Origin of the sequence: Paenibacillus piscarius (assembly GCF_022234545.1) — a bacterium.
Classification (GTDB): domain Bacteria; phylum Bacillota; class Bacilli; order Paenibacillales; family Paenibacillaceae; genus Paenibacillus_AQ; species Paenibacillus_AQ piscarius.
This window is the reverse complement of the sequence record NZ_JAIEUI010000028.1, coordinates 33,186-46,816: the sequence shown is the minus strand read 5'-3', so window position 1 is coordinate 46,816 and position 13,631 is coordinate 33,186. Positions and strand designations below refer to the sequence as shown.

At 53.5% G+C, this 13,631-nt stretch carries 12 protein-coding genes; 5 read left to right on the top strand and 7 right to left on the bottom strand.

Annotation, left to right across the window (positions count from 1 at the left end; translation table 11 throughout):
• Positions 1-115: 115 nt before the first annotated feature.
• From K1558_RS29300 to K1558_RS29290, 3 genes are all read left to right on the top strand, one after another.
• Positions 116-1,105 carry a DUF4003 family protein gene (locus K1558_RS29300; RefSeq protein ID WP_238655516.1) on the top strand — a complete coding sequence of 330 codons (990 nt, stop codon included), beginning with the start codon at positions 116-118 and terminating at the stop codon, positions 1,103-1,105.
• 608 nt (positions 1,106-1,713) lie between these two features.
• Positions 1,714-3,489, top strand: a complete 1,776-nt coding sequence (locus tag K1558_RS29295; RefSeq protein ID WP_238655515.1) for an ABC transporter ATP-binding protein — start codon at positions 1,714-1,716, stop codon at positions 3,487-3,489.
• The gene (locus K1558_RS29290) at positions 3,476-5,251 is read left to right on the top strand and encodes an ABC transporter ATP-binding protein (RefSeq protein WP_238655514.1); all 1,776 of its coding nucleotides are present in this window, start codon (positions 3,476-3,478) and stop codon (positions 5,249-5,251) included. The genes K1558_RS29295 and K1558_RS29290 overlap by 14 nt, the downstream gene beginning before the upstream one ends.
• Positions 5,252-5,536: 285 nt before the next feature.
• Here K1558_RS29290 and K1558_RS29285 read toward each other — a convergent pair whose 3' ends face one another.
• Positions 5,537-6,139 (bottom strand): GNAT family N-acetyltransferase, encoded by a 603-nt coding sequence (locus K1558_RS29285; RefSeq protein ID WP_238655513.1) that lies wholly within the window; start codon positions 6,137-6,139, stop codon positions 5,537-5,539.
• A 4-nt stretch (positions 6,140-6,143) separates the two neighbouring features.
• A complete protein-coding gene (locus K1558_RS29280) occupies positions 6,144-7,082 on the bottom strand; it encodes an AraC family transcriptional regulator (RefSeq protein ID WP_238655512.1) in 939 nt (312 codons plus the stop codon).
• 64 nt (positions 7,083-7,146) lie between these two features.
• On the opposite strand from K1558_RS29280, the gene K1558_RS29275 reads away from it, so the two are divergent.
• Together K1558_RS29275 and K1558_RS29270 are read left to right on the top strand one after the other, a co-directional pair.
• Positions 7,147-7,701 carry a histidine phosphatase family protein gene (locus tag K1558_RS29275; protein ID WP_238655511.1) on the top strand — a complete coding sequence of 185 codons (555 nt, stop codon included), beginning with the start codon at positions 7,147-7,149 and terminating at the stop codon, positions 7,699-7,701.
• A gap of 102 nt (positions 7,702-7,803) precedes the next feature.
• Positions 7,804-8,331: a ClbS/DfsB family four-helix bundle protein gene (locus K1558_RS29270; RefSeq protein WP_238655510.1), complete on the top strand. Its 528-nt coding sequence runs from the start codon at positions 7,804-7,806 to the stop codon at positions 8,329-8,331.
• Positions 8,332-8,366: 35 nt separating this feature from the next.
• On the opposite strand, the gene K1558_RS29265 is transcribed toward K1558_RS29270, so the two are convergent.
• The 5 genes from K1558_RS29265 to K1558_RS29245 form a co-directional block, all read right to left on the bottom strand.
• Complete coding sequence (locus tag K1558_RS29265) at positions 8,367-8,612, bottom strand: hypothetical protein (RefSeq protein WP_238655509.1); 246 nt, start codon at positions 8,610-8,612, stop codon at positions 8,367-8,369.
• Positions 8,602-10,170 carry a glycosyltransferase family 39 protein gene (locus K1558_RS29260; RefSeq protein ID WP_238655508.1) on the bottom strand — a complete coding sequence of 523 codons (1,569 nt, stop codon included), beginning with the start codon at positions 10,168-10,170 and terminating at the stop codon, positions 8,602-8,604. Before K1558_RS29260 ends, K1558_RS29265 begins: the two co-directional genes overlap by 11 nt.
• A 207-nt stretch (positions 10,171-10,377) precedes the next feature.
• The gene (locus tag K1558_RS29255) at positions 10,378-11,229 is read right to left on the bottom strand and encodes a formylglycine-generating enzyme family protein (RefSeq protein ID WP_238655507.1); all 852 of its coding nucleotides are present in this window, start codon (positions 11,227-11,229) and stop codon (positions 10,378-10,380) included.
• Between the two features lie 164 nt (positions 11,230-11,393).
• Positions 11,394-12,026, bottom strand: a complete 633-nt coding sequence (locus K1558_RS29250) for a glycoside hydrolase family 11 protein (RefSeq protein WP_238655506.1) — start codon at positions 12,024-12,026, stop codon at positions 11,394-11,396.
• A gap of 413 nt (positions 12,027-12,439) precedes the next feature.
• A complete protein-coding gene (locus K1558_RS29245; protein ID WP_238655505.1) occupies positions 12,440-13,480 on the bottom strand; it encodes an NAD(P)-dependent alcohol dehydrogenase in 1,041 nt (346 codons plus the stop codon).
• Positions 13,481-13,631 lie beyond the last annotated feature (151 nt).

Sequence of the window (13,631 nt, the reverse complement as noted above, 5' to 3'; positions counted from 1 at the left end):
GAATACGCTGTCATAGATGCGGCGGCAAGTCAGCGGGATGGGTTTCAAGTTGATTGTTTTGGTGTTTATAGTAGAATAAACCTAATTTCATACAAACTAATGAGAGGTGTAATTCTTGAAAAATTCGAACCAATCGTACATATCCAGACTGGAGCTATTTGTAGACAATGCCCGGCAGGTCAGGGAAGCCTTCAAGTGGCAGAACGCCTCGGTGAACCGCCTGGCCGCCCTGCTGTATGCAGTGGAGAACAAGCGGGCTAATGTAGAAGCCATCCGCACCTACCATGAGATGATCAAGAACAATACCCGGGGCTTCTCGGCCTTCCGGGGACTCTCCGCCATCTGTATCGCCGCCCTGCTCTCCCTGTCGGCAGAGCCGGAACAGCAGTTCACGAACACGCTGGCCGTCTACGACCTGATGAAGGAGCGCAGCTTCAAAGGCTCGGATTATCTGGTCATTGCCGCGTACCAGATCGCCGCACATGCCCCGTCCGCCCAATACGGCATGGTCATCGACCGAACTCTGGCCTTCTATGAGGGAATGAAGGAGAAGCACCGGTTCCTGACCGGGCGGGATGATTATATTTTCGCTGCTATGCTGGGCCTCTCCGGCATCCCTGTCGAGCAGGGAGTGGAGCGCATGGAACAGCTCTATGCCGCGCTGAAGCCTGAATTCTCTTCCGGCAATAATGTGCAGGCGCTGACCCAGGTGCTGGTGCTCGGCGGGGAGAACCTGCAGACTCCTGAGCAGGTGCTGCGTCTGCGCGATGCCTTCCGGGCCCAGAACATCCGGCTGGACAAAGGCTATACGCTCTCTTCACTTGGCATCCTGGCGTTGCTCCCCTATCAGGAGAGCGAGCTAACGCGCAGTGTCTCGGAGACCTACGAGTATCTGCGTGAGCAAAAGGGCTTCGGCGGCTGGTCCATCAACAAGCAGGAGCTGCTCCTGTTATCGTCTGCTCTGGTCTCCTATCAATATGTAGATGATGTGAAGAACGGCCTGATCCAGTCCACGCTGTCCACCAGCATTACCAATCTCGTCATCGCCCAGCAGACGGCGATTGCCGGGGCCGCCGCCGCGGCTGCGGCGGCCGGTTCGTCTTAAACAAGTGGAAACGGCTATGCCGTCCTTTTTAAGGACGGTATCATTTCAGCGAGAAATATAAGGACTGCTACTAACTGCTACCACTTCTGTTTGCACCTTAGTCGTAACCTTTTAGTTGGATTTCTGTCACTTGTTGAGGAGACTATTCCCGGATAACGGTAAATAATTGGATTAATGACACCTATTGCGCCCACTTATTGCGGTATCACTTACAGTCGGCCTCAGCAAGTGTATAATTTCCAACTAAAATTCTTCAAACAGTATTTTGGCAATCATTAAGTAGCGTTTATCCACTTATTGTCTTAACGCCGCGCCGTCTAACGCCCAGCGCAAAGAGCCTGTCCCCGGCTAACCGGAGACAGGCTCTGTTCATTTCACGGGCAGCCGCCTGCCCCACTGGAAGCGCTAAGCCGGTTTTTTTTCCAGCCACGCAACAATCCTACCCTTCCTCCCCATCCCCAGGTACATGATCTACATTAACGCAATGCAGAATTACTCCATTACAAAGTTCAAGTGTTTGTAAAAAGAAATTAATCCTATCCCTATACATTTTGATTCATAGTGTTATAATCACTTTGGTTTATAAGACACAGGAAACAGGTGATCAGATGTTTGAACTCAAGTGGCTGTGGCAGAACCTGGAGGGCAACCGGACACGGTATGTCATCGCACTCTGCCTCTCGGTGGTCGGCTCAAGTCTAACGATTGTGAACCCCTACCTCAGCCAGCGCATCGTCGATACGTTCATTGCCGGTGACCAGGCTGTTCAGAATCTTGCGACCGGACGCGGGCTGCTCGTAGCGCTCTGTCTGGGCATGATCGGCTTCTCCCTGCTCCGCACGGGGCTGGCTTACTTCACAACCATGCAGTACGAAATTTCTTCACAGAACATGATGTATAACATCCGCATTTATCTGTACAACAAGATTCAAGGCCAGGACCGGGAATATTATGACCGTAACCGGACCGGCGACCTGATGACCAAAATGACCGGGGACCTGGACATGGTCCGGCACTCGATGGCCTGGATTTTCAAAACGATCATTGAATCGCTGACGATCTTCCTGGCGGCCGTTATTTATTTCCTCACGATTGATGTGAAGCTGACGCTGTGGATGCTGATCCTCTCGCCGCCGATCTTCATCGTGGCCTTCATTTTTGCCAAAAGAGTGCGCCCGATGTACATCGACCTGCGCGAACGGCTGTCCCAGCTCAATACGACTACCCAGGAGAATATCTCCGGGAACCGTGTGGTGAAGGCTTTTGCCCGCGAGGAGTTCGAGATTGCCAAGTTCACGGAGAAGAATGTCAACTACGCGACAGCCAATAAAAAGGCAGCGCTCGTCTGGCTCGACTACTTCCCTTATCTGGAGTCGTTCGCTCAAGGGTTCAACGTGGTGCTGATGCTGGCCGGCGGCTACTTCGTGATGGAGGGCCGGATTACCTTCGGTGAATTCACGGCATTCTCGTCGCTAATCTGGGCGGTCTCGAACCCGATGCGCAATATCGGGATTATTATTAATGATATTCAGCGCTTCTTTGCCAGCTTAGCCAAAATCGTCGACATCTATTACGCCCGTCCGTCAATTGCCAACGATCATAATCCGGTGGAGCCGCGCCGCTATGAGGGACGGATTGAATTCGACCATGTCCGGTTCAAATATGATAGCGCTACCGTGCTGGATGATGTGAGCTTCACGATTGAGCCCGGCGAGACCATTGCGATTATGGGCGCCACCGGCTCCGGCAAAACCTCGCTCATTAACCTGATTCCCCGCTTCTATGATGTCTCCGGAGGACGTGTGCTGGTGGACGGCCGCGATGTCCGGGAGCTGGAGCTGGATGAGCTGCGCAGCAACATCGGGATGGCTACACAGGATGTGCTGCTGTTCTCTGATACCATTGACGGCAATATCGCTTACGGCGATCCTGATCTGCCTGAGGAGGATGCGAAGGCTTACGCAGCGCTGGCCGCAGCCCATGACTTCATTGTCAAAATGCCCGAGGGCTACGATACGGTAGTCGGGGAGCGCGGCGTCGGCCTGTCCGGTGGACAGAAGCAGCGGATTGCGCTGGCCCGTGCCCTGGCGGTCCAGCGTCCGATCCTGATCCTGGATGATACGACCTCCGCGGTCGATCTGGAGACGGAGGAGCACATTCAGCGCAGCCTGAGAGAGCTGGAATACCCTTGCACGAAGATTATCATTGCGCAGCGGGTATCGACCACCGCCCAGGCTGACCGCATTCTGATCCTGGAGGGCGGACGTCTGATTGAGGAAGGCACCCACGCCGAGCTGCTGGCGAAGCGGGGTTACTACTATGATGTATTTATGCTTCAGAATGAGGGGATTGGAAGGCAGGTGACCGAGAGTGGCCAGGAATAAATTCGATGTCGATGAGAATCTGGAATCGCCGTTTAATATCAAGCATTTCCGGCGGGCGATGGTCTATATCAGACGCAAAAAGAAGCCGATGCTTATCGCCTTCCTGCTCAGCGCATTGTCGGCGGCGATCGCCCTGTCGGCTCCGCTGATTATGCAGCATGTCGTGGATGTGACCATTCCTGCCAAGGATATGGGCGCACTGGTTGGCTGGTCCGTACTGATGCTGGCAACGATTGTGGTCAGCGTCATTCTGGCGACCATCCGCTCGCGGATTATGACAAGTGTGGGCCAGGATATTATCTTCGATATACGCACAGATCTGTTCAAGCATCTGCAGGACCTGCCATTCAAATACTACGATGACCGGCCGCAGGGCAAAATCCTGATCCGGGTCGTGAACTATGTGAATGCAGTCTCCGATGTGTTGTCTAACGGAATTATCAACTTCATTCTGGAGATTGTGAATCTGATCTTCATTGCAGTGTTCATGTTCGCTGTGGATGTGCGGCTCTCCTTCATCATCCTGGCCGGACTGCCTGTATTCCTTGGCATCATGCTGCTGATCAAGACCCGGCAGCGCCGGGCCTGGCAGGCCGTATCGAACAAAAGCTCCAACCTGAACGCCTATCTGCAGGAGAGCATCAGCGGCATCGGCGTCACCCAAATGTTCTCGCGGGAGACGCGTAATGAAGGCATCTTCACCCGGCTGGCCGGCAACTTCCGCACGGCCTGGATGAAGGCGCTGCGCTACAACATCCTGATTCCGTTCAGTGTCGATAACCTCTCAACCATTGTGACGGCCATGATCTTCCTGGTCGGCCTGCTGACCCTGGACCCGCAGAACATGACGCTGGGCGTGATTCTCGCCATGAGCAGCTACGCGGCCCGCTTCTGGCAGCCGATCCTGAACCTGTCGAACCTGTACAACAACTTCATTAATGCAGTGGCTTATCTGGAGCGGATCTTCGAGACGCTGGATGAGCCGGTGACGGTCAGCGATGTTCCCGGAGCCAAGGCACTGCCTCCGGTTCAGGGCCGGGTGACCTTCGATGATGTCACCTTCGCCTACGATCCGGGGCTGAATATCCTGGAGAACATCTCCTTCGATGTGGCAGCAGGAGAGAGCGTTGCTCTGGTCGGTCCGACCGGTGCGGGCAAGACCACGGTCGTCAACTTGATCTCGCGTTTCTATAACCTGACGGGCGGACGCATTCTGATCGACGGACAGGATATCTCCCAGATTACGCTGAAATCATTGCGCAGCCAGATGGGAATTATGCTGCAGGACAGCTTTATTTTCTCGGGGACCATTATGGACAATATCCGCTACGGCAAGCCGGATGCAACCGAGCAGGAAGTCATTGCTGCCGCGAAGGCGGTCTGTGCCGATGACTTCATCCGCGAATTCGATCAGGGGTACCAGACCGAGGTGAACGAGCGCGGCTCCAAGCTCTCCCAGGGACAGCGCCAGCTTATCTCCTTCGCCCGGACGCTGCTGGCTGATCCGCGGATTCTCATTCTGGATGAAGCAACCTCCTCCATCGATGCGCAGACCGAGCGTCTGCTTCAGAAGGGGCTGAATGAGCTGCTGAAGGGACGCACCTCATTTATCATCGCGCACCGCCTGTCTACGGTGAAGAACTGTGACCGCATTATGTATGTGGCGAATAAGGGCATTGCCGAGAGCGGCTCGCATGACGAGCTGATCGCCCGCCGCGGCCTGTACCACCGGCTGTATACGGCGCAGAAGATGGAAGCCTAGTTTTATCATGTCATACGAAAACCGCAGCAGAGGTTGTCCCCTGTCTGCGGTTTTTTGGTGTTTTTAGGCGGCTCACAAGACCCCGTTATCACTTAAGACTAATGTTACTGGAGTACTCCTGCTGCGGGCCAGGCGGACTGGAGAGCCGCTATTCCTGTGAATTTCACCATTTTGCGAGCCAGGCGGACTCACATGCACGTAACCGGTCGCTTTTGCCTCATTTCTACCACCAACTGGCCCTATAACGGCCCCTCAGTCCGCGGGTGGGCGATACAGCTGTCCTTTTTACAGAATAAGAGCTTCATGGTCCGGTTCTAGAACCTTCATGTAATCTTCCCTCAGCATACTGTAGATCTCCAGATCAACCACGCCCTTGCCGGACCAGAGTGCCGCTTGCCGCAGCATTCCTTCCTTGACGTAGCCATTCTTTCGTAGCACCCTCTTGGAGGACTCGTTGCTCAGCATCACCTCCGCCTGAATCCGGTTCACCTGCACCTCCATGAACAGGAATTCTGTCAGCAGGGCCACCGCTCTGGAAGCCAGGCCTTTCCCCCAATGGGCTTCCGCGAGGAAGTAGCCAATCGTCACCATGTTCACCTTCTGATTGAATTCGCAGGCTTCAATGATTCCGAGCAGGCGCGTGTCGTCCTCTGCGGCGAAGATGCCCCACTTGATCCGTGATCTTTTACCATAATCCCGTTCATAGTGACCGATCATGCTCTTCACCGTCACCTTGTTGTGCTTGGGAATGATGCCGCAAAACTCAAAGACCCGATCATTACTGTAGATGCCGAACAGGTCGTCCAGATGCCGCTCCTCAATCTTGCTTAGTATCAGCTCCCCAGAACTCAGGACCGGGAACTGGTCAAATACAGCCTCCATATTCATTCTCTTACACTCCATTCTCAGCTCTCTGAGCGTTCTGGCGGATCGGGACGTACAGATCAACCTTGCACCTGCCCTCGGGGTCCTGCGCCGGATCATTCAGGCAGTACTCCAGGCATGGCCGGTCATCGGCTTCATAACCGCTGCGGGGTAACCATACGCTGAACATGCTATCGTACGCAAGGACAAATCTATCTACCGTATCATAGTAGGAATACACCGCATACAGCCCGCCGGCCAATGTCTTGAACCCGACCTCCTCCCGGTGCGCCTCCCGATCAAAACCGGCAGGCAGTGTCACGCAAGCATCATACCGGCAGAGGGGCTCTTCTGTCAGCTCCCCGTCATCCAGCGAGATCCCGATAAACTGCTGATTCTCCGGATGGAGTCCTTGCTTCGCCGCCCAGCGGTTCAGCTTATCCCATGCGTTGTACGTCTTCAGGTAGCTTCCGATATGCCTGATATAGGCAACTTCAACCTCCGCAATATCTCTAAGCTCTACCATTGTATCCCACGCCCTCCTCAGTAACGGATTACTTCCTGCTCTATTGTAATCCGTGAGGGGCGACGGCTCTGCCTGACTATTGCTGAAGACTGCCGGGATATTGCTAAGATTGCGCTTCCGGCTCCTGATGCTGCCCGGGGAGCAGCCGTAATGCCGCTTGAAATGAACGCCCAGCGCAGAGACGGACTCGAACCCGCAATGGCCCGCGATCTCCAGAATCGTCTGGTTCGTCCGGCTCAGCAGCATCATCGCCCGCTCGACACGCTTCCTGATTACGAAGGCCATGGGCGTCATGCCGGTGACCGCTGTAAAGATCCGCGTGAAATGATACTTGGAGAAATGGGCAACCTCCGCCAGCTGCTCCAGCCGCAGGGGCTGGCTGCTGTGCTTTTCTATGTAAGCAATGACCTGCCTGATTCTCTCTTCGTACTGATTCTTCATCACTGAACCCCCGATTCCTGTGTGTTACAATACAGTCAAATATTAATAGGTGAGGCGATAGTGAATGGCTACCACGCTGTACTTCGTAAGGCATGCCCACTCTACTTATTCTGCGGATGAATTCAACAGACCTTTATCTGCCAATGGAGAGGCAGACGCCCTAAGAGTTACCGAGCTACTCCACCATGAGCAGATCAATATTCTGATCTCAAGCCCCTACAAACGGGCTATTCAGACTATTGAAGGACTGGAGAAGCCATTGAATACTCAGATTATCATCGAAGATGATTTTAGAGAAAGAGTGTTGTCTGCAGAACCTGTCCCCGACTTCAGACATGCAGTGGCCAAAGTATGGGAGGACGATTCCTTTGCCTGGCCTGGGGGAGAATCCAATCGGGTTGCCCAGAAGAGAGGCGTACAAGCACTCTATAGAGTATTACATCAATACCAAGGCAATACGATTGCTGTAGCAACCCATGGTAATCTTATGGTCCTGATTATGAATGCGCTGGACATGCGTTATGATTATAACTTCTGGAAGCAGTTAGAGATGCCCGACATTTATAAGCTAAGCTTTCACGAAGACCAGCTTATGGGGGTTGAGCATCTTTGGCGATAGACCCGCCAGGAGAATACATATAGTTTCTAGGCACCACTTCGAACTTGACAGACTGCTGTCACAGCCCTGTGGTATAACCCAAGTATAAGGAGTGGTTGTGTTATGGCAAGTTATGAATATGCGTCCAGGCAGGAGCTGATGGACAAGATCCGTGCACTGTACGTGCTGCTGGATGCCGAGTTCGACGGGATTAACGATACCTATAAGGATACCCGAATCCCGGAGGTGGACAAAACACCGGCCGAGATCCTCGCTTATCAGCTCGGATGGCTGGAGCTGGTGATGGGCTGGGAGCGGGAGGAGCTGGCGGGACGGACAGTCCAGATGCCTGCCGAGGGATATAAGTGGAATGCGCTTGGGGGATTGTATCAATCCTTCTATAGAACCTATGCCGGATATTCCCTGCCAGAGCTGCGTGAATTATTCCGGCAAAAGGAGCAGCAGTGGCTCGATTGGATCGGCACCTTAACGGAGGAGGAGCTGTTCGTTCAAGGCGCCCGCCAGTGGACCGGAACCAAGGCCAACTGGCCGATGGCCCGGTGGATTCACATCAACTCCGCCGCCCCGTTCCAGACCTTCCGTGCGAAGCTCCGCAAGTGGAGAAAGCATCTGCCGGAGGCGCTGGCCTAACAACATCAGCATAGCGGCAGCGCCCTGCTCCGCAATCATTGCGTGCTGCCGTCTCTCCTGTCCGGGCCTTGCGTTCCTTGCCTTCTCGCTCCTCCCCGGTCCATCCCTCTCCCGCCATCCTTGGAGCCCGTGCCTCCGTTCATACCGGGGAAACCGCCGGGCCGGGAGTTGAAGTCTGCACTTGTAATGTTCTGGGCGGTGATTGCTTCGCAGGAGGTGAGCACCAGCGAACAACTAAGCAAGCTAATGATTAATGTGATGTAATATTTCTTAGTCCGCATTATGAGACCTCCTTCTGCCGGTCAGCAGGCCATAGACGTCTTGGAACCCCAGATAAGATAAGACGAGCAGTAGCGGATATACAGGATAAATATACCGGGACTTAATCTCCCACAGCAGATAGAAGCCGATGAAGCCAAGAATCACCAGAAGGAGCGGGGTCTCCGCGAAGCGCTTAGTCCGCAGCCCCTGTATTAGCCGGATCAGAATGAACCCGTACATCAGGAAATTCTGGACATATAAGGCCCACAGCAAGCCGCTCCGGTACACAGAAGCACCTTCAAACAATCGGCTTGCGGCGGTGGAATAGCTGTAAGAGCCCATCACCATTCCGCCCCTTCCGCCAGTGAAGGAGGCTCCTCCTTCGTTTCCAATCCCGTAGCGCTCCATCTGATAAGTCCCTTCCGTCCAGGTCCAGACCAGCTTTTTATAATACATTTCGGCTAGCTCCGTAAAGGATGCGCTTGAGAGCTTGCTGCGGATGGACGCCTTGAACAGTTCTACACTATCCGCCTTGTTATAGCCGGCATCCTGCTGGTAGATATTATAGCTCTCCCGGTCATCCCAGAACCCGAATGTCGCCAGATTAATCCCCATATTCAGCCACATGTACACCGGAGCAGAGTTGCTGGACGGTGATTCGTCTACGATTCCTCTTGCTTCAAGCGCCGCGTTCTGAATCCAGCCGGGAACGTTAAACAGCATCACTATTATGCTTATGGAGGCAATGGCTTTCTTCGCACCAACCGCCCGCACGTTAAGGAGCAGACCGAGAACAATGGCAATCAGTACAATTATCCCTATACTGCGGAAGTAGTTGCCGGATGCCAGCAGAACGGCTGCGAACAGTATATCCTTCATGGACTTCCTGCGGATAAACCGGACCGCGAAGTAGAGCGCACTGGTAAGCAGCGCCGTGGCAATCCCGTCGTTATAGATGAAGTTGCTCATGAACATAGCCGGTATATAGGTCGCAGCGACAATCAGCAGGCCATAGTGTTTGCTGCGGGATTGGGGGCTCAGTTCTTGGCCGAGCAGATAGATGACCAGCGTGGTAGTGAGCGTAAACAGGATATTGAAGCCCTTGATGACCAGATAATTGTCCGGGAACAGGAGCAGCAGGGTCTTCAGATACAGCACGATGGAGAAATTGAACGGGAACATATACAGGTATCCACCGGACTGAAAGGAGGAATAATCCTTGTCATAGAGCATGGCCCAGGCCAGGGACAGCACTGTCTGCGAATCATCTGTAGGCATGCGGGTGAACAGGAAAATAATCACGGTCTGCATCACACCGGACAACAGCAGCACTGCGGGAATGACCTTGGCCCGGCTGTACCTTTCAAGCCTCTGAGCGAGTTTGTACAGCACGAAGCCCAGTCCCAGAACAACTACAATCCATAGCAATAAGACAAGTAGCTGCTGCCCTTCCAGCACTGGCCTGTCTCCATACAGGGAGTAATTGTATTTGGCCCGGAGGAAGAACGATGAGGTAATGAACAGCCCGATGAACAAGGCGAGAATGATTGTTATGAGTTGCTGGATTCCTTTTACCATGATAGCCTCCTGATCGGCAGCGCCTTAATTCGTACCAGGAGTATACATAGTGAACCTGAATGTAAGTTGAAAGGATGCATCAGACAAGCCAAAAAAAGCCTCCGGTTCCTCTCCAGCCGCCGCATCCGTAGATGAGCTATGCCGGACAAGCTTCCCGAAGGCGGGCCGTCTAAGCTGTTCTGTGTATGATGAATACGCACTAGTCAATCACTTGTCAGTTGCAGCACGCACCACCCGAAACCCCTGGTCATTTCCCCGGCTGCTTGGCTCATATTGGCCACGGAAGGAAATTTCAGCACTGCCCTCTCCTCCGATCCAGCCGCCGCCCTTCACCAGCCGGAGCGCTCCGGTCTTACTGTCCGGTTCACCGTACCAGTTCCAGCACCATTCCCTTACGTTGCCTGACATATCGTACAGTCCCAGCTCATTGGCCTTCTTAAGGCCGCCGGCTTGGGGCTGGCTATGGTTGCTCTCGATAATCGGCCAGTTCCAATCCCCGGTCAGATACTGGTCCCCGGAATTCCTCCAGTACCACGCCACCTCCTCCACATTGTTGCTCCCGCTGTAAAGATTGCTCTGGCTCTTCTGACCTCCGCCTGCTGCATATTCCCACTCGGCCTCTGTCGGCAAACGGTACCCGTCTGCTCCTTCTTTAGCCGTTACTGTCCATTTCATGAAATCACGGTCGCTGGTATTATTCGGATCGACCTTGTTCTTGTCAATCGTGTAATAGGGCTCCAGCCCCTCCTTCACACTCCGCTCATTGCAGTACTCTATCGCATCATACCAGCTCACACTCTCTACCGGCAGCTTCTCCCCCTGGAACTGGGAAGGATTCGTGTCCATAACCTCCAGCCATTCTTGCTGGGTCACCTCATACTTACCGATGTAGAAGTCCGGGAGGGTCACACCCTTCCCATAATAATTAGATTTCATATCTTTGAAAGTGCCGCCCTCGACCCATACTAAGCGCTCATCCTTAACAGGCTTCTCCTGCGAGCAGGCAGTGATGGCAATTAACGTGACGGCTATGCACAGCATCATTAATGGTCGTCTCATGGAACCCTCTCCTCATGAACAGTTGGCAAGGTACAGGCTGTAGTTCCGATCTATGTGTCAAAATGATAAGGCCGGCAGCTTGTCCATCCACCCGGCCGGCCTTAGCCCTGTCTAGCTGAGCCCTGCCATTGCCGGAACCGGCAACATGGCGTTCAGCTTGTCCGTTACCACACGGTTACGTTGGAGGAGCCGCTGCTCTGGTATCCCTCGGTAGCCAATACCTGGTAGGACCAGCTGCTTCCCAGATACATTGATTTGCTCTGCCAGGCGTTCACGTGGTTGCTGAACGTAATCTGGACATTGCTTCCGATAGGCCGTTTGGATTGTCTTACACTCCAGTACTGCGGGAACGTAGCATTTCCGTCAATGGAAGGAGCGTTGTAACGCATCGTCCGATAGATATCGTACGTGGCGCCATCACTATACACCGTACCCTTGTGATCGCCAGTTGGTCTGTATGTGCCCCAGTTATCTACCACGTAATATTCAATAAGGGAGTTCCGGGTCCATCCATATAAGGTCAGGTAACCGTTACCGGAAGGCGCAAAGACCCCCGCATTATAGTTTACTACCCGGTTCGGTGATCCGTAAGTCCAGCCTTTACCCACTACAAAGTTGCCGGTATTGTACCAGTTTACACTGTAATTGCCGCCCGCCCCGTTAACCGCATTCACCGTTCCGCCGCCATCGGTCCAGTTCTGCCAATAATCTGTTGCACCTGCAGTCGCTGCGAACGCGCTGAAGCTCATCGTGGCTGCCATCACTACCGTCAGAACTTTTTTGCTAAACTTAAACATACCTAATACCTCCCGTTTATAATTTGTTGGTTGCAGGATGCTTCTTCTAATGGAATATAACTTTTCCTGAGCTATATCCCATATATTTACTCGTCCTCCTTTCGAGTTGATTATATCCGGTAAGCGTTTACATTTCTCTCTGCAAACTAAAGGTCCAACCCCAATTTTTATGGGTATTATGAAATTTTTGGGTAGAAATCAGGGGGATTGTGACCTCCCGGGTAGAATATGGTGAAAATTCGGGGGATTTCGGCGGCGGCAGACTAACCTTTGCTCCCATTTAGCTGCTTCGGCTTGCGTCTGTCGAAATCAAGTGCACTAATACCCTTCATTGGCTCAGCCGCCATCCAACGCCAAAAAAGCCGCCCCAAATGGGGCAGCTCAATCTTCCCTCTAACCCATCCTATCGTCCCTTACCCCATCTTAATGACAGCCTTCACCACATCCTCCTTGTTGTGGATAACGAAATCGAACGCCTTCTGCGTGTCCTCGAATTCGAATTCGTGGGTGACGATGCCTTTGACGTCGATTTTGCCGTCTGCGATAGCGCCAATGGCAGCGGGATACAGGTTGCGGTACCGGAAGACCGACTTGATGTCGGCCTCCTTGAACATAATCTGCATGAAGTCGAAGTCGATGATATCCTTGGCGGCCAGGCCGACCAGGACGATGGTTCCGCCTCTTTTGACCAGATAGGGGGTCTGCTTCACCGTATGCTCGCTGCCTGCCGTCTCTATGACCTTATCCACGCCCGCGCCGTCCGTCCAAGCCGCAACCGCCTCCAGTACATTCTCCTCTCTGGCGTTGACCACCCGAGTAGCCCCCAGCTTCATCGCCGCTTCCAGCCGCTTCCCGATGATATCCACCACCACAATCTCCGTTGCTCCGTAAGCCTTGCAGGCCAGCAGGGTAACCAGCCCGATGCAGCCCGCGCCAAGAATCACCACACGATCCCCCAGCTTGATTCCGCCCTGTGCCGCAGCATGAAGCCCCACCGCCAACGGCTCGACCAGTGCGCCCTCCACCGAAGACACATTATCCGGCAGCTTGAAGGCCATGTTCTCCGGAAAAGCCATATAATCCATCAGACAGCCATGGTACGGCGGCGTAGCCAGGAACTGCACATCCGGGCAGAGATTGTACTTGCCGCTCTTGCAGAATTCACATTGACCGCAGGTCACACCAGGCTCCAGCGCCACCCGATCGCCCACCTTCAGGTGCTTCACACCCGGCCCCAGCTCCACTACTTCACCGGCACATTCATGCCCGAGAATGAAATCGCCATCGACCACGAAGTCGCCGATCCGGCCATACTCCAGGTAATGTACATCCGAGCCGCAGATGCCGACATAATCCAGCTTCACAATGACCTCACCCTTCCGGGCTACGGGCATATCGACGTCCTTCATTTGCATTTTTTGCAGATCCGTCATATAAAAAGCTCTGTTCTTCATCGTTTCTCCTCCTCAGGAACATTAGGGTTCAGCAATTCGGAATTCTTGCCCGATCTATTACTAAAATACTTTTATAAAACAATCTAAATAAGATTATAGTCTGAATTCGCTTGAAGTCAATACGAAATCAGACACAAAAAGGCTCCCCCGG

Coding starts and splice junctions, on each gene's coding strand:
- K1558_RS29295 (WP_238655515.1), top strand. CDS start 1,714: ATGTTTGAACTCAAGTGGCTGTGGCAGAACCTGGAGGGCAACCGGACA.
- K1558_RS29270 (WP_238655510.1), top strand. CDS start 7,804: ATGGCAAGTTATGAATATGCGTCCAGGCAGGAGCTGATGGACAAGATC.
- K1558_RS29285 (WP_238655513.1), bottom strand. CDS start 6,139: ATGAATATGGAGGCTGTATTTGACCAGTTCCCGGTCCTGAGTTCTGGG.
- K1558_RS29250 (WP_238655506.1), bottom strand. CDS start 12,026: ATGTTTAAGTTTAGCAAAAAAGTTCTGACGGTAGTGATGGCAGCCACG.
- K1558_RS29265 (WP_238655509.1), bottom strand. CDS start 8,612: ATGCGGACTAAGAAATATTACATCACATTAATCATTAGCTTGCTTAGT.
- K1558_RS29280 (WP_238655512.1), bottom strand. CDS start 7,082: ATGAAGAATCAGTACGAAGAGAGAATCAGGCAGGTCATTGCTTACATA.
- K1558_RS29255 (WP_238655507.1), bottom strand. CDS start 11,229: ATGAGACGACCATTAATGATGCTGTGCATAGCCGTCACGTTAATTGCC.
- K1558_RS29260 (WP_238655508.1), bottom strand. CDS start 10,170: ATGGTAAAAGGAATCCAGCAACTCATAACAATCATTCTCGCCTTGTTC.
- K1558_RS29275 (WP_238655511.1), top strand. CDS start 7,147: ATGGCTACCACGCTGTACTTCGTAAGGCATGCCCACTCTACTTATTCT.
- K1558_RS29245 (WP_238655505.1), bottom strand. CDS start 13,480: ATGAAGAACAGAGCTTTTTATATGACGGATCTGCAAAAAATGCAAATG.